Source organism: Synechococcus sp. SynAce01 (genome assembly GCF_001885215.1).
Taxonomy (GTDB): Bacteria; Cyanobacteriota; Cyanobacteriia; order PCC-6307; family Cyanobiaceae; genus Regnicoccus; species Regnicoccus frigidus.
In genome coordinates, this window is sequence record NZ_CP018091.1 from 698,165 (window position 1) to 716,647 (window position 18,483).

General features: G+C 65.5%; 19 protein-coding genes and 1 tRNA gene. 13 read left to right on the forward strand and 7 right to left on the reverse strand.

Going from position 1 to position 18,483, the window contains the following annotated elements; translation table 11 throughout:
* Positions 1-1,152, forward strand: a complete 1,152-nt coding sequence (gene rfbB / locus BM449_RS03665; RefSeq protein ID WP_071800106.1) for a dTDP-glucose 4,6-dehydratase — start codon at positions 1-3, stop codon at positions 1,150-1,152.
* A gap of 127 nt (positions 1,153-1,279) precedes the next feature.
* Here rfbB and BM449_RS03670 read toward each other — a convergent pair whose 3' ends face one another.
* The 3 genes from BM449_RS03670 to BM449_RS14920 form a co-directional block, all read right to left on the reverse strand.
* Positions 1,280-2,131, reverse strand: a complete 852-nt coding sequence (locus BM449_RS03670) for a lysophospholipid acyltransferase family protein (protein WP_071800107.1) — start codon at positions 2,129-2,131, stop codon at positions 1,280-1,282.
* Positions 2,132-2,320: 189 nt separating this feature from the next.
* Entirely contained in the window at positions 2,321-2,749 is a 429-nt protein-coding gene (locus BM449_RS03675; RefSeq protein WP_162922840.1) for a hypothetical protein, read from the reverse strand.
* A gap of 7 nt (positions 2,750-2,756) precedes the next feature.
* Positions 2,757-2,918, reverse strand: coding sequence for a hypothetical protein (locus BM449_RS14920; RefSeq protein ID WP_162922841.1), 162 nt, complete (start codon positions 2,916-2,918; stop codon positions 2,757-2,759).
* Between the two features lie 144 nt (positions 2,919-3,062).
* Between BM449_RS14920 and BM449_RS03680 the strand changes: the two genes are divergently transcribed.
* The 5 genes from BM449_RS03680 to BM449_RS03700 all read left to right on the forward strand — a co-directional run bounded on the left by BM449_RS03680 (position 3,063) and on the right by BM449_RS03700 (position 6,743).
* The gene (locus tag BM449_RS03680; RefSeq protein WP_071801937.1) at positions 3,063-3,368 is read left to right on the forward strand and encodes a hypothetical protein; all 306 of its coding nucleotides are present in this window, start codon (positions 3,063-3,065) and stop codon (positions 3,366-3,368) included.
* Positions 3,365-3,964, forward strand: a complete 600-nt coding sequence (locus BM449_RS03685; RefSeq protein ID WP_233831041.1) for a hypothetical protein — start codon at positions 3,365-3,367, stop codon at positions 3,962-3,964. The genes BM449_RS03680 and BM449_RS03685 overlap by 4 nt, the downstream gene beginning before the upstream one ends.
* Positions 3,965-3,997: 33 nt before the next feature.
* Positions 3,998-4,444: a tryptophan-rich sensory protein gene (locus tag BM449_RS03690; RefSeq protein ID WP_071800109.1), complete on the forward strand. Its 447-nt coding sequence runs from the start codon at positions 3,998-4,000 to the stop codon at positions 4,442-4,444.
* 84 nt (positions 4,445-4,528) lie between these two features.
* Complete coding sequence (locus BM449_RS03695; protein WP_233831044.1) at positions 4,529-4,993, forward strand: hypothetical protein; 465 nt, start codon at positions 4,529-4,531, stop codon at positions 4,991-4,993.
* A 70-nt stretch (positions 4,994-5,063) separates the two neighbouring features.
* Positions 5,064-6,743 (forward strand): NAD-dependent malic enzyme, encoded by a 1,680-nt coding sequence (locus tag BM449_RS03700; RefSeq protein WP_071801940.1) that lies wholly within the window; start codon positions 5,064-5,066, stop codon positions 6,741-6,743.
* A gap of 24 nt (positions 6,744-6,767) precedes the next feature.
* Here the strand turns inward: BM449_RS03700 and BM449_RS03705 are convergent, their stop codons facing one another.
* On the reverse strand, positions 6,768-7,049 hold the full coding sequence (locus BM449_RS03705) for a 2Fe-2S iron-sulfur cluster-binding protein (RefSeq protein ID WP_071800110.1): 282 nt from the start codon (positions 7,047-7,049) through the stop codon (positions 6,768-6,770).
* Positions 7,050-7,218: 169 nt separating this feature from the next.
* Between BM449_RS03705 and BM449_RS03710 the strand changes: the two genes are divergently transcribed.
* The 3 genes from BM449_RS03710 to BM449_RS03720 are packed head-to-tail and all read left to right on the forward strand — an operon-like array spanning position 7,219 to position 10,099.
* Positions 7,219-8,394, forward strand: a complete 1,176-nt coding sequence (locus BM449_RS03710; RefSeq protein WP_233831046.1) for an NAD(P) transhydrogenase subunit alpha — start codon at positions 7,219-7,221, stop codon at positions 8,392-8,394.
* Entirely contained in the window at positions 8,391-8,687 is a 297-nt protein-coding gene (locus BM449_RS03715) for an NAD(P) transhydrogenase subunit alpha (RefSeq protein ID WP_071800111.1), read from the forward strand. The genes BM449_RS03710 and BM449_RS03715 overlap by 4 nt, the downstream gene beginning before the upstream one ends.
* On the forward strand, positions 8,687-10,099 hold the full coding sequence (locus BM449_RS03720) for an NAD(P)(+) transhydrogenase (Re/Si-specific) subunit beta (protein WP_071800112.1): 1,413 nt from the start codon (positions 8,687-8,689) through the stop codon (positions 10,097-10,099). Before BM449_RS03715 ends, BM449_RS03720 begins: the two co-directional genes overlap by 1 nt.
* Before the next feature lie 7 nt (positions 10,100-10,106).
* Here BM449_RS03720 and BM449_RS03725 read toward each other — a convergent pair whose 3' ends face one another.
* The gene (locus tag BM449_RS03725; RefSeq protein WP_071800113.1) at positions 10,107-10,703 is read right to left on the reverse strand and encodes a hypothetical protein; all 597 of its coding nucleotides are present in this window, start codon (positions 10,701-10,703) and stop codon (positions 10,107-10,109) included.
* A gap of 197 nt (positions 10,704-10,900) precedes the next feature.
* On the opposite strand from BM449_RS03725, the gene BM449_RS03730 reads away from it, so the two are divergent.
* The 4 genes from BM449_RS03730 to cysC all read left to right on the forward strand — a co-directional run bounded on the left by BM449_RS03730 (position 10,901) and on the right by cysC (position 16,029).
* Positions 10,901-12,181, forward strand: coding sequence for a DEAD/DEAH box helicase (locus BM449_RS03730; protein WP_120352752.1), 1,281 nt, complete (start codon positions 10,901-10,903; stop codon positions 12,179-12,181).
* Between the two features lie 1,028 nt (positions 12,182-13,209).
* On the forward strand, positions 13,210-14,388 hold the full coding sequence (gene sat, locus BM449_RS03740) for a sulfate adenylyltransferase (protein WP_071800116.1): 1,179 nt from the start codon (positions 13,210-13,212) through the stop codon (positions 14,386-14,388).
* Positions 14,375-15,301 carry a 3'(2'),5'-bisphosphate nucleotidase CysQ gene (locus tag BM449_RS03745; RefSeq protein ID WP_071800117.1) on the forward strand — a complete coding sequence of 309 codons (927 nt, stop codon included), beginning with the start codon at positions 14,375-14,377 and terminating at the stop codon, positions 15,299-15,301. The genes sat and BM449_RS03745 overlap by 14 nt, the downstream gene beginning before the upstream one ends.
* Before the next feature lie 95 nt (positions 15,302-15,396).
* On the forward strand, positions 15,397-16,029 hold the full coding sequence (gene cysC, locus BM449_RS03750) for an adenylyl-sulfate kinase (RefSeq protein ID WP_071800118.1): 633 nt from the start codon (positions 15,397-15,399) through the stop codon (positions 16,027-16,029).
* 162 nt (positions 16,030-16,191) lie between these two features.
* On the opposite strand, the gene BM449_RS03755 is transcribed toward cysC, so the two are convergent.
* Together BM449_RS03755 and BM449_RS03760 are read right to left on the reverse strand one after the other, a co-directional pair.
* Positions 16,192-16,276: transfer RNA gene (locus BM449_RS03755), tRNA-Ser, on the reverse strand.
* A 56-nt stretch (positions 16,277-16,332) separates the two neighbouring features.
* Entirely contained in the window at positions 16,333-18,450 is a 2,118-nt protein-coding gene (locus tag BM449_RS03760) for a ComEC/Rec2 family competence protein (RefSeq protein WP_071800119.1), read from the reverse strand.
* Positions 18,451-18,483 lie beyond the last annotated feature (33 nt).

Below are 18,483 nucleotides of genomic sequence, written 5' to 3' on the forward strand. Positions count from 1 at the left end.
ATGGATCATCAGCAGACGACAACCCCAGAAATCGCTGAGTTGCTGGAAGGCCGCCAACGGATCTTGGTGACTGGTGGCGCCGGCTTCATCGGTGGAGCCGTGGTGCGGCGGCTGTTACGCGAGAGCACGGCCACGGTATTCAATCTCGACAAGATGGGTTACGCCAGTGACTTGAGCAGCATCGAAGGCGTGCTGAGGGAAGCAGGCGAAGCCAGTGAAGAGCGCCATCAACTGTTGCAGGTAGATCTCACGAATGCAGAGGCATTGGAAGCGGCCATTCGCCAGGCTGACCCCGATCTTGTCATGCATCTAGCAGCAGAGAGCCACGTGGATCGTTCCATCGAAGGACCAGGTGATTTCATTGCCAGCAATGTGACAGGAACCTTCAATTTGTTGCAAGCCATCAGAGGACATTGGGATCGCCTCGGTGGTGAAAGAAAAGAACAGTTCCGATTGCATCACATCAGCACGGATGAAGTGTTCGGGTCCCTGGGGGAAACAGGTCGCTTTTCTGAAACCACTCCCTACGATCCACGCTCTCCCTACTCCGCCAGCAAGGCTGCCAGTGATCACTTGGTGAGTGCCTGGCATCACACCTATGGCCTGCCTGTTGTTCTCACCAATTGCAGCAATAATTATGGGCCGTGGCAATTTCCCGAAAAATTGATCCCCGTCGTGATCCTCAAGGCAGTCGCGGGTGAACCCATTCCGTTGTATGGAGATGGTGCGAACATCCGCGATTGGCTGTATGTAGAAGATCACGTTGATGCTCTGCTGCTCTCAGCCACAAAAGGACGCCTTGGCCAGAGCTATTGCGTGGGCGGGCATGGCGAGCGCACCAACAAACAGGTTGTGGAGGCGATCTGCCTCTTACTTGATGAACTTCTACCCAGCAAAGCTGCTCACTCCAACCTGATTACACCTGTCACTGATAGGCCCGGTCATGATCGTCGATATGCGATCGATCCCAGCAAAATCAGTGACGAATTAGGATGGACTTCAAGCCACAGTTTTGAAGAGGGCCTGAAGAATACGCTAAAATGGTTCCTGAAAAGTCAAAGTTGGTGCGATAAAGTTCGAAAAAGGGCAAACTATCGGGGGAACAGATTGGGAGTGGTGGAGCATGGCTTGGTCCATGCTCAGAACAGTTAAACCTTCTTTCATCGAAGCATTCGAAGAATTTCGACCCACTTTTTGCTGGCCTCACGCCTGCTGAACTGCTCAATTTAAATACCACCTTCGAATGGATACTGCCTGGCTTTGCATGCAGTGCCCCCGTTCATCTTGAAGCCTCCTCCGCCAATCGATCAAGTTCCAGCTGCATTTCCTGCACCACGCGCTGATAGCAGGCCTCCACATAGGGGCGATCACGGCTGGCGGCGTGGCCGGTTCGCCCGAACAGGATCGGCGGGCAGACACGGGTGTGAATTTGTGCCGGCAGGGGGATATTGGGCAGAGGGCCGAAAGCGATTCCCCAGGGCAGGCCGAGGTAGATCGGAAACACTTCGGGATCGATTCCCAACAGCCAGGGCAGACCCAGGGCATGTAATCGCTGGACCCTTGTGTAGCAATCGTCGAGCACGATCAGGGTGTCGTGGCTGCCCCAGGAAATCAGTGGAATGATCGGCAGGGAATGCCAGAGGGCCAGGCGCAGGAAGCCGGTGCGGCCGCCGAAATGAATCTGGCCACGGTCACGATGGGGGCGAAAGGCGTCGTGACCGCCTCCCGGATACACCAGCAGGCTGTGGCCCTGATCCAGGATCGCCAGGGCATTTCTGGGATAGAAGGGAATCGCACCCACCCGCGCTGCCAGCTGGGCCATCGGCGCATAGGTCTGCCAGACCTTGGCGTGGGCGAGTCCGTACACCTGGCGCTTATATCCGAACCGCCTGAACCAGTCGTACAAAAACATCGGCAGGTCGGGGGTGGCCAGGCCACCGTTGTGGGAGCCCACCAGCAGCAGCTGCCCCCGGCGCGGGATGTGCTCCCAGCCGCTGGTTTGAACGTGGAAGTAATGGCGGTAGAACCACTCCCAGATCGGCATCAATTCCCGGATCAACTGGGGATCGCGCAGCGCTCCAGGGTCTCGATCAAGCGCTCCAGGATCACGATCAAAGGTGGCGTGGGGCATCAGCAGGAGGAAAGCCGGGCGCGCGCGCCAAGGGGAACTCCGGGCAGGCTGGCACCTCGAACCCTGCGCTGGCCCCCGTCTCAGGGAGTGGCTTTCTGCCAGCAGCATTTCCAGCTCTGAGCGGCAAGGCTTGAGCGATCGGCAACAGGCCAGGGCCCTGAACAGATCGCGAGGTTTTGCAGGCGACCTTCAGAAGCTGTCGCGGGAGCAGCCCTGCTGCTCCAACTGGGCCAGCAGCCGTTGCGCGGCGCGGGCCTGGCTGGCGCCGCTCGGGGTGAAGAAGCGAAAGCCCCCTTGGGCTGTGAAAAGAAGGGGGCTGGCGGCCTGGACAGCCCGTTCCGCCTGCTGACGACAGGCGAGCAGGCCACCGATATCGAGTTCCTGATCGGGGCCTCTCAAGTTGGCACCGCCTTCTCGAGGTGGTTCGAGATCCGGGCAGAGGCGCCGGCGGGTTGCCGAGAGCAGCTCAACCTCCGCTGAGATGGCCTCAGCGAACAGGTGTTGATACTCCGCTCGCAACGCCCCGCAGTCACGGAACTCAGCGGCATCGCCAGGTGCAGGGGCAGGCTGGAGGCCAACGAGCACTCCGGCAGCCATCAACCAGCTGTAGGGGCACACGCCGCGCCTAGGTGAGAATCAGAGAAATGCCGAGAACAGCCACCATCAAGGCGATGGCCGCGACCGCCCAGATCGCATGGGACTGGGCATCGGCCCTGCTTTCGCCAGCCTGGATGGTTCCTTCCTCAGCGTAGAGATTGTCGTGTTGCTCTCGATCCTGGGTACGCATGGCCGTTCCTCGATCACAGTTCACTTACCCGATCAGCCTAGAAATGGTCGGCCGTTACGCCCACAGATCGTCACACGGCCCGGCTGGGGGATCGGCCGCCTGTCCGCTCCGCCAGAGTTGAAGCCCGCTTCCGGCCTGATCCCGATGCCAGCCTCCACGCCCCCCAGCTCCAAAGACCTGATCGCCAGTTCCGCCGGCTGGGTGGCGGTGCTGCTCAACCTGGTTCCGGGTCTTGGCACCGGCTACATCTACCAACGCCGCTGGAAGGCTTACTGGATCTGCTCGCTGATCACCACCTCCTGGTTCGTGCTCGGCGCCGTGCTGGCAGGCGAAGCCACCCTGGCGGCAGAACAACAGAACCAACGGATCGGCCTGGCCGGTCTGCTGCTGGTAGCCGTGGTCACCGCGGTTGAGGCGGGTCTGGCCACCAAGCGCGCCCGCCAGGAATGAGCGAGCCAGCAGACTCTTCGGCCCTTGAACCGGTGCCTGCTCGGGCGTTACCGGCGTGGCCCGATGGTGCCGAGCTGCTCGAGCGTGAACGGATCAGCCGCCGCAAGGGGAGCGGCATCGCAGCCCCCGATCTGGTTGGCACCTGGCTGCTGCAGAAGGTCTGGCCGCGCACGTCCAGCCAACCCGCCGCGATCAGCGCAGCCATCCTGCGCAGCCTGGGGGCCAGCCTGACCCTGGTCAGCCCGAGCAGCGATCCTGATGATCCTGAACCAGCGGCGCCATTCCAGATCGCCAACATGGTTGGGATCGGGGCCCTGGAGCTGCGTTTCCAGGGCCACGCCTGGCTCGAAGGCAAACGCCCGCTGCTCCGGTTCCGCTTCGAGCGGCTACAGGTTCGCTTCGGACGTCGCTGCTGGCTTGATCGTCCCCTGGCCGCACCCGGCACGGCCTCCAGCCCATTTTTCGCCTTGATCGCCACAGGGTCTGGGACTGACTCTGGCTCTGAAGCTGAAACCGTCTGGTTGGCTGCCCGGGGAAAGGGAGGGGGGCTGGCGCTCTGGCGGCGGGCGGAGGACCCCAGCCATCATGACGATTGAATCAGGCCCATTCCTATTCCTCGCTGAGCCGCCATGCCTGCCTGGCTGATCCTGCTTCTGGTCCAGGTTGGCGTCAGCCTGGCGCTGAACCCCAGCCGCGAGGATTTCCAGTGGTTTCTGCAGCTGCGCCGGCCGGCCTGGCTGACATTCGAGCGCCTGATCCCCTTGATCTGGCTGGCGATCTACGCCTGCTTCTATGCCTCCGCCCTGATCAGCTGGCGGGCCGGTAGTGGCTGGTGGGCGATGGCCGGCTACCTGGTGCTGTTGCTGCTGGTCCAGAGCTACACCTGGCTGATCTGCCGCACCCGCTCGCTCACCGCAGGCACGGCCGTCGGCTTCGCCGGCTGGGTCTGGGGCGTGGCGCTCACGGTCCTGGTGGCCTCCAGTTCAGGCCTGGCGGCCGTGCTGCTGGTGCCCTACCTGCTCTGGAGCCCCCTGGGCACCCTGCTGACCTGGCAGATGCGTCGCCTGAATCGCTGAGACGGGAAGCCAATACAGCCCGCTGGCAGCCCGCTGGATCCGTGGCCAGAATCGCCTCACTGCCGACCACGATGCCTGCTCACGATGGCTTCTCCCCGTAGCTCGATTCAGCAGATCCGGCCAAACCTGCAACACCAGCGGAACCTGCAACCCCGGCTGAACCGTTGGAGCTGGCCTAACGGCTGGAGCGCCCTGGTTGCCGTCGTGCTCTGCCTTGGTCTGTGCGCCGGCCTGGCCAGCCCGGCCTGGGGGCAGGTGGTGGAGCTCGACTACCGCTGCGATGGGGATTTGCTCGCCGCCCGTTACGACAGCGGCCCCGTCGATGATCCGCTGGTGGGGAATGTTTCAGCCGGCACCATCCCCGGGGCGTTCGCGGTGCTGCGCTGGCGCGAGGTGAGTTTGCAGTTGCCGCGCAGCAATGACGCCGGCCCACCCCAGTACACCGATGGCAAGTGGTTCTGGGGCCTGGAGGACCCGGCCCATCCCCGTTTCCTGCTCAATAGCGGCGCTCAGTATTCATTTGCCTGCGAGGCCGTCAACGCAGGTTGAGAACGGGCCAGAGAACTTCGCCTCCTACGCTGGCGCTTCGCCACTACAGAGCCCGGCAGAGCATTTTTTGATGGACACCCTGCAGACCCAGCTGCGAGGTCATCAGCTGCTGGCCGATCCCCACCTCAACAAAGGCACGGCCTTCAGCCGCGAGGAGCGCCAGGCGCTGGGGCTCGACGGATTGCTGCCGCTGGCGGTGGAAACCCTGGAGCAGCAGGTGGCCAGGGTCTGGCATGCCTTCAACGATCTCTCGGCCGATCTGGAGAAATATCGCTTCGCCCAGGTGCTCAGGGCCAGCAATGCCACCCTCTTCCACCGCTTTCTCGCCGACCACATCGACGCCCTGCTGCCGATCGTCTACACCCCCACGGTGGGAGCGGCGATTCAGCGCTTCAGCCTGGATTTCCGCAGCCCCTCCGGTGGCGTTTACCTCCACCACCAGGCCCAGGATCACTTCGACACCATCCTGCGCCAGTCGGCCCGGGGCCCGGTCGATCTGATTCTGGTCACCGATGCCCAGGGCATTCTTGGCCTGGGCGACCAAGGCATTGGTGGCGTTGAGATCTGCCAGGGCAAGTTGGCTGTCTATACCCTCTGCGCCGGACTTGACCCCAGCCGCATGCTTCCGGTGGTGCTTGATGTGGGCACCGACAACCCGCAGTTGCGCGACGATCCCCTCTACCCCGGCTGCCGCCAGCCGCGCCTGAGCGGCGGCGCCTACGACGCCGTGATCGCCGCCTTCGTGGCCGCCGTTCAAGCCGCCTTTCCCGGCGCCCTGTTGCATTGGGAGGATTTCGGCGTCGGCAACGCCCGCCGCAATCTCGACCTCTACCGCGCACAGCTGCCCAGCTTCAACGACGACATCCAGGGCACCAGCGGCGTGGCCACGGCCGTGGTGCTGGCGGCCTCCCGCGGAGCCGGGATGGCCGTTGAGGATCATCGGATCGTGGTGTTCGGGGCCGGCACTGCCGGCTGTGGGATCGCCGAGGGGCTGGTGGGCCTGCTCCAGCGCGCTGGCCTCTCAGAGGCACAAGCCCGCCAGCGTCTCTGGATGATCGATCGCGACGGCCTGCTGGCGGAAGGGCTCAGCTCGATCCAAGCGATGGCCGCGCCGCTGGCGCGATCGGCGGCCGAGCAGGACAGCTTCGGGCGGGACCCTCAGGGCCGGATCGGACTGCTGGAGGTGGTGCGTCAGGTGCACCCCACCGTGCTGATCGGCACCTCCACGGTGGCCGGAGCCTTCGATCAGGTCGTGGTTGAGGCGATGGCCGCCCAGGTGGAGCGGCCGATCATCCTGCCTCTTTCGAACCCCACCCATCTGGCTGAGGCCAGGCCCGGCGATCTGCTGGCCTGGACCGGCGGGCGCGCCCTGGTGGCCACCGGCAGCCCCTTCGATCCGGTGCAGGTGGGGGGAACGTCGCGCCGGATCGGTCAGTGCAACAACTGCTTCCTGTTCCCCGGACTGGGTTTCGCCTGCGTGGCGGTGGGCGCCCGCGAGGTGAGTGAGGCGATGGTGGTGGCCGGCCTTGAAGCCCTGGCTCAGCGCATCCCAGCCAGCACGGATCCCGAGGCCCCGCTGATGCCCGACCTCAGCGAGGTGGCGGCGGTGGCCAGAGCCGTGGCTGAAGCCGTAGCCATCGCGGCGGTGCAAGCGGGCCTGGCCCGCCTGGCGACAACACCCGAGCAAGCGATCGAACGGCTGGATCAGGCCACCTGGGAACCCAGTTATCGCCCCGTTGAGGCGATCTGAGCAAAAAAGCTGGCGCCAAGGAGCTCAGAGATCCTCTGAAACGCCCGGCTTGATCCTGCAATCACTCATCGGATAGCTGACACAGAGCAACGCGTAGCCCTGGGCAATCTGATCGTCATCGAGGAAGCTCTGATCGGATTGATCCACGCTGCCCGAGAGAATCTTGCCGGCACAGGTGCTGCAGGCTCCGGCCCGGCAGGAATAGGGCAGGTCGATGCCCTGCTCTTCGGCGGCATCGAGCACGTACTGGTCGTCGGGACAGCTGAAGCTTTTGCCGTTGTCCAGGGTGATCGTGAAGGAGGTCATGGCCGGGATGCTGCGGAAGGAAGTCTGTCCTGGATAGGAAGGCCCTGGCGCTGGCGGGGTAGTGCTCGTCACACAGGGCGGGGCCGGCTCCCATGTGGTGGCATGAACACAAGCCGCCCCAGTCGCTTGCATTGCCACACCCCTGGGCCCGTCAATAGAGGCCAGCTCGTTGAAGGGATACGTGGTCAGGGTGCTGGTCCCGGCGGAACGACGGAGTCAGGAGCAGCGGGTGGCCGCCTCGCCGGAGACGGTGCGCCGCCTGCTCGCCAAGGGTTGTGAGGTGGCGCTGGAGGAGCGGGCCGGGCTGGCGGCTGGATTCAGCGACGACGCCTACCGCCAGAGCGGTGCTGCGGTTGTGCCGGTGGGCTGCCCCGAAAGCTGGAGCCAGGCCGATGTGGCCCTCTGCGTGCAGCCCCCCCTGCCGGAATCCGATGGCGGCAGCGGCGGCCTCGAGCGGCTGCGCTCGGGCTCCCTGCTGCTCGGCCTGCTCGATCCCTACGCCAACCGTGCCTTGATCGAGCGCTTGAGCGCCGGTGGCGTCTCGACCATTGCCCTGGAGCTGCTGCCCCGCATCAGCCGCGCCCAGTCGATGGACGTGCTCTCGTCGCAGGCCAACATCGCCGGCTATAAGGCCGTGCTGCTGGCCGCCGCCGAACTCGATCGCTTCTTCCCCATGCTGATGACGGCGGCCGGCACCGTCCAGCCCGCCAAGGTACTGGTGCTGGGCGCCGGGGTGGCCGGCTTGCAGGCCGTGGCCACCGCCCGCCGCCTCGGCGCGGTGGTCAAGGTGTCTGACGTGCGGGCGGCCGCCAGGGAGCAGGTGGAATCCCTCGGCGCCCGCTTCATCGATCCCCCCGAACGCGAGGCTCCCGGTGAGAGCGGTGGCTATGCCCGCGAGGCGGGTGCCTCCTTCCTGGAGGCGCAGCGCCAGCAGCTGACCCTGCATCTGGCCGAGGCCGATGCGGTGATCACCACCGCCCAGGTGCCAGGACGCCCCGCTCCGCTGCTGATCACCACGGAGATGCTGGCCGCCCTGCGGCCCGGTGCTGTGGTGGTGGATCTGGCGGTGTCAAGCGGTGGCAACTGCGCTGGCAGCCAGCCCGATTGCACCGTGGAGATCGGCGGGGTGCGGATCATCGGCGCCTCCAACCTGCCCTCCACCGTTCCTCACCACGCCAGTGCCCTCTATTCCCGCAATCTGGTGGCGCTGCTGGAAACCCTGCTCGCCGATGACGGCCTGACACTCAACCCCGAGGATCCCTTGCTCGACTCCTGCCTGATCACCCACGGCGGGCTATGCCGCCGCACCGACCTCTGGCCTTCGCTTGAGGAGGTGGTGGCATGAGTGGTGAGATCGGCCTTTCCCAAGCCCTCTGGGTGCTCGTGCTCGGCAGCCTGCTCGGCCTGGAGCTGATCGGCAAGGTGCCGCCCACGCTGCACACGCCGTTGATGTCGGGGGCGAACGCGATCAGCGGCATCACCCTGCTGGCCGCCCTGACGCTGATCAGCCAGGCCGCCAGCCCCGCCCTGCGGGCGGTGGGTGCCGTGGCGCTCGGCTTCGCCCTGTTCAACGTGGTCGGCGGCTTCCTTGTCACCGACCGGATGCTGGCCATGTTCCGACGCAAAGAGAGCAGCTGATGGGCGAACTGACGATCGAACTGGGCGCCGTGCTGCTACTGGCCCTCGGCCTCAAGGGCCTGGCCAAGATCCGCACCGCCCGCACGGCCAACGGTCTGGCGGCCCTGGCCCTGGCCCTGGCGGTGGTCGGCTTGCTGGCCCAGCAGGGGCTGGCGGGCTGGCCCTGGATGCTGGGCGGCCTGGCGGTCGGCGGCGGCCTCGGTGCCCTGCTGGCCTTCCGGGTCGCCATGACCTCCATGCCAGAAACCGTCGCCCTGTTCAACGGCTGCGGCGGCGTCTCCTCCTTGCTGGTCGCCCTCGGCGCCATGCAGCTGCCCGGCGGCCTCAACCTGCTGGGTCAGGTCTCGGTGCTGGTGTCGGTGCTGGTGGGGGCGATCACCTGCAGCGGTTCGCTGGTGGCGGTGGGCAAGCTCAAGGAATGGATCGGCACGCCGCGCTGGACGCTTCGTCCCCAGCGCCATGCCATCAATATCCTGATGGCGGTGGCCTGCCTGATCTGCTGCGGCTTCGTGCTCAAGGGATTCACGCTGGCGCTGGTGCCGCTCACCGTTCTGTCGTTGCTGCTGGGCGTGGGCCTGACCCTGCCCGTCGGCGGTGCCGACATGCCGGTGGTGATCTCCCTGCTCAACTCCTATTCGGGCGTGGCCGCCGCCGCCGCCGGTTTCGTGGTGGGCAGTGAACTGCTGATCATGGCTGGCGCCATGGTGGGGGCCGCCGGCCTGATCCTCACCCAGGTGATGTGCACGGCGATGAACCGCTCGCTCACCTCCGTGCTCTTCGGTGGCGCCCTCGGAGTGGCCGGCCCCACAGAGGCTGGCAGCGAAGGCAAAGAGACCTATACCAATGTCACCTCCTGCAGCCCCGAGGAGTGTGCCCTCACCCTCGAGGCCGCCGAGCGGGTCGTGTTCGTGCCGGGCTATGGCCTGGCGGTGGCCCAGGCCCAGCACAGCCTCAAGGAGCTGGCCCGGCTGCTGGAACAACACGGCGTCGCCGTCAGCTACGCCATCCACCCGGTGGCGGGCCGGATGCCGGGCCACATGAACGTGCTGCTGGCCGAGGCCGATGTGCCCTACGACCAGCTGATCGAGATGGATGTGATCAACCCGGATTTTCCGCGCACCGACGTGGTGATCGTTCTGGGCGCCAACGACGTGGTCAACCCCCGCGCCAAGAGCGATCCGACCAGCCCCCTGTACGGCATGCCCGTGCTGGAGGTCGACCAGGCCCGCTCGGTGTTCGTGGTCAAGCGCAGCCTTGGTTCGGGCTATGCCGGCATCCGCAACGACCTGTTTGAGCTGCCCCAGACCTCAATGGTGTTCGGCGATGCCAAGCAGGTGCTGCAGGGCCTGATCCAGAACCTGCGCGAACTCGGCGTGGGCAAGGTGCCGGTGGCCTCCGGCAAGGGGAGTTAGCTGGCCCTCAGGAGGTTGTCAGACCGGCCTGCAGCCGATTCGGCAGCCCAGGATGAGGCGTTGCACTTCTGGCTCGGCTGTTGGCATTCGCCATTCGCCAGGCCTCCCGCCAACTGTGGGCCAGCGCCACGGCGGCCACCACTCCATCGAGCAGCACCACCACCATCCAGATCAGCAACGCCACCCCCTTGTGAATGGAGCTTGGCGGTGGCGACGCAGGGCCAGGGGCGAGAAGCACAGATGGCTTGGCCGGATTAGCGACGGGATTAGCCACGGTGATGGCTCCTGATTCCTTCCTGTCGATGCTTCTCCGGCTTGCCTCCAGTTCTGATGCGGCAGAGTTTGCAGCAAGAACGCTTTCTGTAGGCACACTGACCGGCGGAATTCCACTGCCAAAACCGGAAACCGCCTCAACGACAACCTCTGCCATCGCTGGTTGGATGGGCGGCTTGATCCCTGCACTGATCAGCTGGGGGCCCTGAGCCGGCGCCTGGACGCAGCTGGCCAGTCCCGTGATCTTCTGCCAGGGGCGCAGAGGAGGGCGCCAGCTGCGCTCGCCGCTCCGGCTCGCCTGACGCAGCCGGTTGTAGAGGGTTGGATTCATGGCGGTAGCCAAACAGCGACGGGAGGGGCCCTCAGGACATGATCTCAGTTCTGCCCACGTAGAATGGAGTTCTTGCGAGGACTTTTCCGATTTCTGTTCTGACCCACCCAGCTCCGGGACAGGAGCAGACCGGTACGCCCACCCCCTCCGTCGTCGATTTTTCAGCCTTCGGCCTCTCTGAACCGCTGCTCAAGGCGATCGCCGCCAAGGGTTACACCACCCCGTCGCCGATTCAGGTTCAGTCGATTCCCGCCGTGCTCGGCGGTCATGATGTGATGGCCGCCGCCCAGACAGGCACCGGCAAAACGGCCGGGTTCACCCTGCCGATGCTGGAGCGTCTCCGGCATGGGCCCCATGCCCGCAACAACCAGGTGCGCTCCCTGGTGCTGACCCCCACCCGCGAACTGGCGGCCCAGGTGGCCGAAAGCGTGCGGGAGTACGGCCAATACCTCGATCTGCGCAGTGATGTGGTGTTCGGCGGTGTCAAGATCAACCCGCAGATGCAGCGGCTGCGCCGCGGCGCCGACGTGCTGGTGGCCACCCCCGGCCGGCTGATGGATCTGTACCAGCAGAACGCGATCCGCTTCGATCGTCTGGAAATCCTGGTGCTCGATGAAGCCGATCGCATGCTCGACATGGGCTTCATCCGCGACATCCAGAAAATCCTGGCGCTGCTGCCGGCCAAACGCCAGAACCTGCTGTTCTCTGCCACCTTCAACCCCTCGATCCGCAAGTTGGCCCACGGGCTGCTGCACCAGCCCGTGCAACTGCAGGCCACCCCTGAAAACCGGGCGGCGCCGCTGGTGGAGCAGGTGATGCACCCCTGCGACATGGCCCGCAAAGGCGATCTGATCAGCCACCTGATCCGCAGCAACAACTGGCAGCAGGTGCTGGTGTTCTCGCGCACCAAACACGGAGCCAACCGGCTCGCCGACCGTCTCAGTCAGGAAGGCATCAGCGCCATGGCCATCCACGGCAACAAGAGCCAGGGGGCCCGCACCCGCGCCCTGGCCGGCTTCAAAACAGGCGAGATGCGCGTGCTGGTGGCCACCGACCTGGCCGCCCGCGGCCTCGACATCGAGCAGCTCCCCCACGTGGTGAATCTGGACCTGCCCAACGTCGCCGAAGATTATGTGCACCGGATCGGCCGGACCGGCCGCGCCGGCCAGAGCGGCCACGCCCTCTCGCTGGTGGCCGCCGAAGAGCATGAACTACTGCGCGCGATCGAAAAGGTGATCGGCAATCCCTTGCGCCGCCAGGAAGTGCCGGGCTTCGAGCCCACCATCCACTCAGCGCCACCCCTCGATCTCAGCGGTGGTCGCGGCAAGGGCGGCAGCCGTGGGGGAGGCGGTCGTAGCGGCGGCAGATCAGCCGGAGGCCCCGGCGGGTCGATGCCGCGTCGCAGCGCCTCCTCCCGCACCATTCCCTCGCGCAGCCAGCCCTCCTCAAGGGACAGCCGGCCGCGGGGCAGGGGCTGAGGCTGGGACCCAACCCTATGGATTACCTCGCAACTCGAAGCTCTGTTCTTCCACACGAGCCCATCGATGAGCGAACTGCCCCGCGGCTGATGGGTGACCCGGCAGCGATCTAACTCGGTAGCCCTCGTTTTGAATCACGACACCAACAACCCGTCCCATGGCATGGGCAAAAGTGCCATCGGTTCGACCGGATTCATATGCAAAAACTGAGGATCTTTCGCCATCTCCAGAAGGGGAGCCAAATCAACAGTGTGAGCCGCCATCATGCTTCCGGCCAAAAACAAATGGCCAAGAAATTTTTAAGCATCCATCTCCCATTCCTCGAAGATTTCCACAAGATTTTCAATATTTTCTGTCAAGAAAACCGTGGATGGCACAAGGGATCTGGGAGGCGCCAAGAGACCAAGCTCGGGATCATCCAGGAAAGCCTTACGAATGAAGTTCAAGCGGGGCATTCAACCAGACTTTCAAAAAGATGCTCCGCCCAACATTCTCTTATCTTGAGAAGGAGAGAGCATTTTACATTTAAATTCACAAGGACTGGGCGCCCCGCTGCCATTCCTTTGGAGAATAGGTGATTGAGGAAAAGCTGGCACGATTGAGCAGAGTTTCTGCCAAATCAAGGCCGGGGCTTGATCAGGTCGAGGAGTTGCTCGAGAAGATCAAGGTAGAACCCATGCACTATCCCACCAAAATAATTGGGACTGAATTGCCCACTTTGGCGCGACTCCAAGTCTGATGAGCGGGCGCGCCCTTCACATTCCCCCATAGTTACACGCCGTTTCTGGAGCTGCCCGGCCACCATCAGCTCCCTGAAATCCTCGGATTCGGGGGACCGCAAGCAGACCTGGAATTCCCCCCCGGGCTGCCCTAGATGCGTAGTCCCACCATGAGGCCGATCACAACCAGAACCCCCACCGCCGACTTGGTGATCGCGCTTCCTTACCTGGAGGGAGGGGTGGGCAGAAGAGACATAAGATCAGCCGGCTGTTGCACCAATGGCTCCAATCCACGCGCCTGGAACCTGAATGTCCGCTGAACGCATCACCGCCGACCTGCCCAGGACCGGCCTGATTACCCCGCACGGGGGCAGCCTGGTTGATCTCCAGGCTGCCTCTGAGCAGCACCAGGCGATCAAGGCGGGAGTGGATCGGGTGGTGGAGTGCTCAGACCGCAACGCCTGCGACGTGGAGCTGCTGGTGGTGGGTGGCTTCTCCCCCCTGCGCGGCTTCATGCACGAAGACGATTACCACGCTGTGGTGGCCGGCCACCGCACCAGCTCAGGCCTGCTCTTCGGCCTGCCGATCGTGCTGGATACAGACGATGAGAGCATCACGGTTGGGGACCGGCTGTTGCTCACTTACCGGGGCCAGGACCTGGCTGTGATGACGGTCGAAAGCCGCTGGGAGCCCGACAAGGTGCGCGAGGCGGCTGGTTGCTACGGCACCACCTCGATTGAGCATCCCGCCGTGCGGATGATCTGCTGCGAACGGGGCCGATTTTATCTGGGCGGTGCCGTGCAGGGCCTCGAACTCCCCCAGCGTGACTTCCCCTGCCAGACCCCTGCTGAGGTGAGGGCCAGCTTGCCCAACGACCAGGACGTGGTGGCCTTCCAGTGCCGCAACCCGATTCACCGCGCCCACTACGAACTGTTCACCCGCGCCCTGCACGCCAGCAACGTGAGCGCAGCCGCCGTGGTGCTCGTTCACCCCACCTGTGGACCCACCCAGGACGACGACATCGCCGGGGCTGTGCGCTTTGCCACCTACGAACGGCTGGCCGCCGAAGTGGCCAACCCGCGCATCCGCTGGGCCTATCTCCCCTACGCCATGCACATGGCCGGCCCCCGCGAAGCGTTGCAGCACATGATCATCCGCAAGAACTACGGCTGCACCCACTTCATCATCGGCCGCGACATGGCCGGCTGCAAATCATCGCTTAGCGGTGATGATTTCTACGGCCCCTACCAGGCCCAGGACTTTGCCAGAGACAACGCCAGCGAACTGGGCATGGAAACGGTCCCTTCCCTCAATCTCGTCTATACCGAAGAAGAGGGCTACGTGACAGCCGAGCATGCCGAAGCACGTGGGCTGCATGTCAAGAAACTGAGCGGCACCCAGTTCCGCAAGATGTTGCGGGCCGGGGAGGAAATTCCTGAATGGTTCGCCTTCCGCAGCGTGGTGGAGGTGTTGCGTGAGGCCAGCTGATCAGCTCCCCGTCGGCATCGATCCCGAGGTCCTGCTGGCGGTGCTGCGACGCCTGGCCTGGGAATCGGCCGCCATCCTGCGCGCCTATGCCCGCGGCGAGCAGCCCCCCTTCGGCTACCCGGCCGTGCTCTCGGTCGATGACAATCCCAAGGGGCCTGTCTCAGCCGCCGATCTGGCGGTCAATGATCACCTGCTTACCGGCCTTGGCAAAGCCTTTCCCATTGCACCCTGGACCCTGCTGAGTGAGGAAACGGCCAGCCAGTGGCCCGCCGGCCAGCCGATCGATGCCGAGTGGCTCTGGATCCTCGATCCTCTCGATGGCACCAAGGATTTTCTGCAGGGCACCGGCGAATACGCCGTTCACCTCGCCTTGATCCACCAGCAGCGTCCCGTCCTCGGGGTGGTGCTGCTTCCCGAGCTTGATCAGCTCTGGTTCGGGGTGGTCGCTGCTGATCCAGGCGAGTCCCAGGCCTGGTGCGAGTCGCCGTCTGGGGAGCGTCAGCCGGTGCGTTTCAGCAGCCGGGCACACTTGCGGGAGTTGATCCCCGTCACCAGTCGCAGCCACCGTGATGATCGCCTGGAGCTTCTGATGGGCTCGCTGGGGGTGGCTGCGGGCCTCGCCCGCGGCAGTGTGGGCGGCAAGGTTGGCGCGATCCTGCGGGGCGAAACCGATCTGTATGTCTCCCTTTCGGGCCGCACCGCCCCCAAAGATTGGGACATGGCCGCGCCGGAAGCCGTGCTGCTGGCCGCTGGCGGGGCCTTCACCCACGCCGATGGTCGCCCCTTGCTCTACAACACCGGTGATTCCCGTCAGGCCGGCTGCCTGATCGCCAGCCATGGCCGCTCCCACGCCGATCTCTGCCAGGCCGCTGCGGCCGCGATGGCGCGGATCGACCCGGCATTCCCTGTTTAAGGCGGTCACGCCTAACGCGATCCCGTTCAGGGCGATCCAGTCCGCCCCTTCTTGATCCATCCGTTTCCTGATCCATCCCTTCCCCTGACGAGCCCATGCCCCCAAGCCCCAGCGGAAAAGCCACCAACATCGTCTGGCATCAAGCCTCGATCACCCGCGAGAGCAGGGCTCAGCAACGGGGCCATCGCAGCGCGATCCTCTGGCTCACGGGCCTCTCCGGCAGCGGTAAAAGCACCCTGGCCAACGCCCTCAACGCCGAATTGTTCAGCCGCGGCCTGGCCACCTATGTGCTCGATGGTGACAACGTCCGCCACGGGCTCTGCCAGGACCTGGGTTTCTCCGACGCCGATCGGGAAGAGAACATTCGCCGCATCGGCGAAGTGGCCAAATTGTTTCTCGATGCCGGCCTGATCGTGCTCACCGCCTTCGTGTCGCCCTTCCGCTCTGATCGCGACAAGGCCCGCTCCCTGGTGGAAACGGCGGATTTCATCGAGATTCATTGCGCCGCCGATCTCGATGTCTGCGAAAGCCGCGACCCCAAGGGCCTCTATGCCAAGGCCCGCGCCGGCCAGATCAAAGACTTCACGGGCATCTCCAGCCCCTACGAAGCCCCTGAAGCCGCCGAACTGCGGGTGGCCACCGGCCTTCAGAGCCTGGAGGAATCCGTTGCCCAGGTGATCGCTTACCTGGAGAAGGAAGCGATCATTGAACCGGCGCCGCGCCCTTAATCATGGCTGTATCAATCAGCTGAACCCAGAGGTTTACTGATTTGCCTAGGTGTGTGGTGGGTCAGCCCTGAGCTGGTGGGGTAACCAGATGATCACAGGTGTGAGATCGCCAGGGTCAGAGCTCCCTTAGGCCTTCTAGGCAGTCTCGGGAACCTATCGAAACGGAGAGGGTGGGATTCGAACCCACGGAAGGTTTCCCTTCAAACGATTTCGAGTCGTTCGCTTTCGACCACTCAGCCACCTCTCCCTGTGCGTCCACGGCCGACAGGGCGGAGTGGAGCAGATCTGGAGTTTACGGAGCCGTCAGCCGGCGGGGCTATCGAGCGCTCCACTGCCACCACTGGCTTGCCAGCCACTGGGTGCATCGGGCCATTCCCCACTCACCCAGAGGCGCCGGGGCGCCGCCGCTGCCACGGCCTGCCGCTCAAGCGGCCAGGGCTGGAAACCCAGCCAGGTGCCGCTCCAGCCATCAGCGCGATCGGAGCCGGGACCGGCCTCCGGACCCAGCTGCTGTTGCCAGGCCAGCAAAGACTGGCGATCGGGCAGCAGCAGCCAGCGGTGGCTGCCCACCGTTAAAACGTGGGCGTGGCTGTCGGCGCTCAACGGCGTGAGCGCCAGGCCTGGGCTCTCCAACCGCTGACCCGGCAGCAGGGGCGCTCGGCCTTCGCTGGCGGCCAGCACCAGGGGGCTTTGTTGCTGCCAGCAGGCGTGCTCGTCGCTCGCCACTGGATCGAGCAGGGCAATCCAGTCGTAGCGGCTGAGGCCGAGGCCGGTGGCCAACCTGGCGGCGCTGGAGCAGCTGAGGCCATCGGCGCGAAGGCTGATCAGGGCGCCGCGACCCCGGTGGCGGGCCAGCAGCAGATCGCCCCCCCATTGATGCACCAGTAGCAGCCGGTCGGCGCCCAGCAGCGAGAGGTGCAACGCCAGGGTGAGGCCCAGGCCAGCCAGCCCCAGCCGGCGCCAGCGCTGCCCCTGCAGCAACCAGGGCAGCAGCGACAGGAAGAGCAGCAGCACCAACCAGGGAATCGGCCGGCCCACCTGCCACTGGGCCATCGGCAGGGCCGCAAAGCCGCGCACCAGCAGCAGCAGCAGGCCGCACAGTGCCCCCAGCGGCCAGGCCAGCAGGGGCAGCAGCGCCGGCAGGGTCACGGCGCAGAGGGCCATCGCCATCGCCCCGAGCGTGAGCGGGGTCAGCAGCGGTGCCACCACCAGGTTGGCGGGAACGGCATACAGCGGGACAACACCGAAGTGGAGCAGTTGCAGTGGCAAGGTCCAGAGCGAGGCCGCCACCGGCACCGCCAGGCCAGCACCAATCCAGCCAGACCCCTCCCCAGCCGGCAGCCAGCGCTGCAGGGCCTGCTCCAGGTCGGAGGCGGTGAGGATCAGGCCGGCCGTGGCGGCCACTGAGAGCTGGAAGCCCACATCCAGCAGCCAGTTCGGACGCACCAGCAGCATCACCAGCACGCTCAGCAGCAACACACCCAGGGGCCGGCTGCGGCCACCGCCTTCAAGCACCGCAAAGGCGACGCCCCCCATCAACACCGCCCGCACCACCGAGGGCTGGGGGCCGGCCAGCAGCAGGAACAGGAGCATGGCGCCGATCGCCAGCGCCGCCCGAGGTGGCCGCGGCAGCCTTCGCCCGAGGGCCATCACCGCACCGAGCAGCACGGTGAGGTGGAACCCCGAGGCCGCCAGGGCGTGGGAAAGCCCGGCGGCCCGGAAGGCTTCGCGCACCTCGGCGGGCAAGGGCACCACGGCACTCCCGAGCACCAGCGCAGCGAGTACCCCGCCGCGTTCCGGGCCGCCGGAGGCCAGCAGGGCCGCCGCCATCCGCCGCCGCACCTCCGCGATCGGCGGGGCGGGGCGCTCCAGCACCGTGGGGGGATCCTCCAGCCGCAGCTGGCTCCAGATCCCCTGGCGGGCCAGCCGCTCGGCCGGGCCACTCAACAACGGATGGGGACCGCTGGCCGGCCGGCGCAGCAGGCCATCCACCTCCAGCCGCCAACCCTGCTGAACGGCGGGGCACTGGCGCCAGAGCAGTTCCGTGCGGCCACCGGTCTGCTCAAGCACGGCGCTGCAGCCGCCCTGATCACCCCGCGGCCTGGGATCGGCGACCAAGGTGCCCCGCAATCGCACTTGCTGAGGAACTGCAGACATGGGGGCGGCAGGCAGCAGCCGCACCGGATCGGCGGGGCCGGGCTGGGGCTGGCGCACCACCCCCCAAAGCAGCAGGGCCGGCACGAGCAGCAGCAGGGCCAGCCGCGCAGCCAGTCCAGCCCCAAGCTGCCCGGCCCGCCACCAGCTGAACCCCAGCACCAGCAGGAGGCCAACAACACGCAGCCACTCCCCTGCTGCCCCCTCCAGAGGCAGCACACCCAGGGCCAGGCCGGCCAGCGCCAGCGACACCGTCAGCAGAGGCATCCAACGTCCGAAGGGAAGAGCACCCTTCAGCGT

What these genes read in the sequence shown, in the direction of transcription:
- sat (WP_071800116.1), top strand. Translation starts at nt 13,210, where the DNA reads ATGTCCGCTGAACGCATCACCGCCGACCTGCCCAGGACCGGCCTGATT.
- BM449_RS03715 (WP_071800111.1), top strand. Translation starts at nt 8,391, where the DNA reads ATGAGTGGTGAGATCGGCCTTTCCCAAGCCCTCTGGGTGCTCGTGCTC.
- rfbB (WP_071800106.1), top strand. Translation starts at nt 1, where the DNA reads ATGGATCATCAGCAGACGACAACCCCAGAAATCGCTGAGTTGCTGGAA.
- BM449_RS14920 (WP_162922841.1), bottom strand. Translation starts at nt 2,918, where the DNA reads ATGCGTACCCAGGATCGAGAGCAACACGACAATCTCTACGCTGAGGAA.
- BM449_RS03725 (WP_071800113.1), bottom strand. Translation starts at nt 10,703, where the DNA reads ATGAATCCAACCCTCTACAACCGGCTGCGTCAGGCGAGCCGGAGCGGC.
- BM449_RS03705 (WP_071800110.1), bottom strand. Translation starts at nt 7,049, where the DNA reads ATGACCTCCTTCACGATCACCCTGGACAACGGCAAAAGCTTCAGCTGT.
- BM449_RS03695 (WP_233831044.1), top strand. Translation starts at nt 4,529, where the DNA reads ATGGCTTCTCCCCGTAGCTCGATTCAGCAGATCCGGCCAAACCTGCAA.
- BM449_RS03690 (WP_071800109.1), top strand. Translation starts at nt 3,998, where the DNA reads ATGCCTGCCTGGCTGATCCTGCTTCTGGTCCAGGTTGGCGTCAGCCTG.
- BM449_RS03680 (WP_071801937.1), top strand. Translation starts at nt 3,063, where the DNA reads ATGCCAGCCTCCACGCCCCCCAGCTCCAAAGACCTGATCGCCAGTTCC.
- cysC (WP_071800118.1), top strand. Translation starts at nt 15,397, where the DNA reads ATGCCCCCAAGCCCCAGCGGAAAAGCCACCAACATCGTCTGGCATCAA.
- BM449_RS03700 (WP_071801940.1), top strand. Translation starts at nt 5,064, where the DNA reads ATGGACACCCTGCAGACCCAGCTGCGAGGTCATCAGCTGCTGGCCGAT.
- BM449_RS03720 (WP_071800112.1), top strand. Translation starts at nt 8,687, where the DNA reads ATGGGCGAACTGACGATCGAACTGGGCGCCGTGCTGCTACTGGCCCTC.
- BM449_RS03685 (WP_233831041.1), top strand. Translation starts at nt 3,365, where the DNA reads ATGAGCGAGCCAGCAGACTCTTCGGCCCTTGAACCGGTGCCTGCTCGG.
- BM449_RS03760 (WP_071800119.1), bottom strand. Translation starts at nt 18,450, where the DNA reads ATGCCTCTGCTGACGGTGTCGCTGGCGCTGGCCGGCCTGGCCCTGGGT.
- BM449_RS03670 (WP_071800107.1), bottom strand. Translation starts at nt 2,131, where the DNA reads ATGCCCCACGCCACCTTTGATCGTGATCCTGGAGCGCTTGATCGAGAC.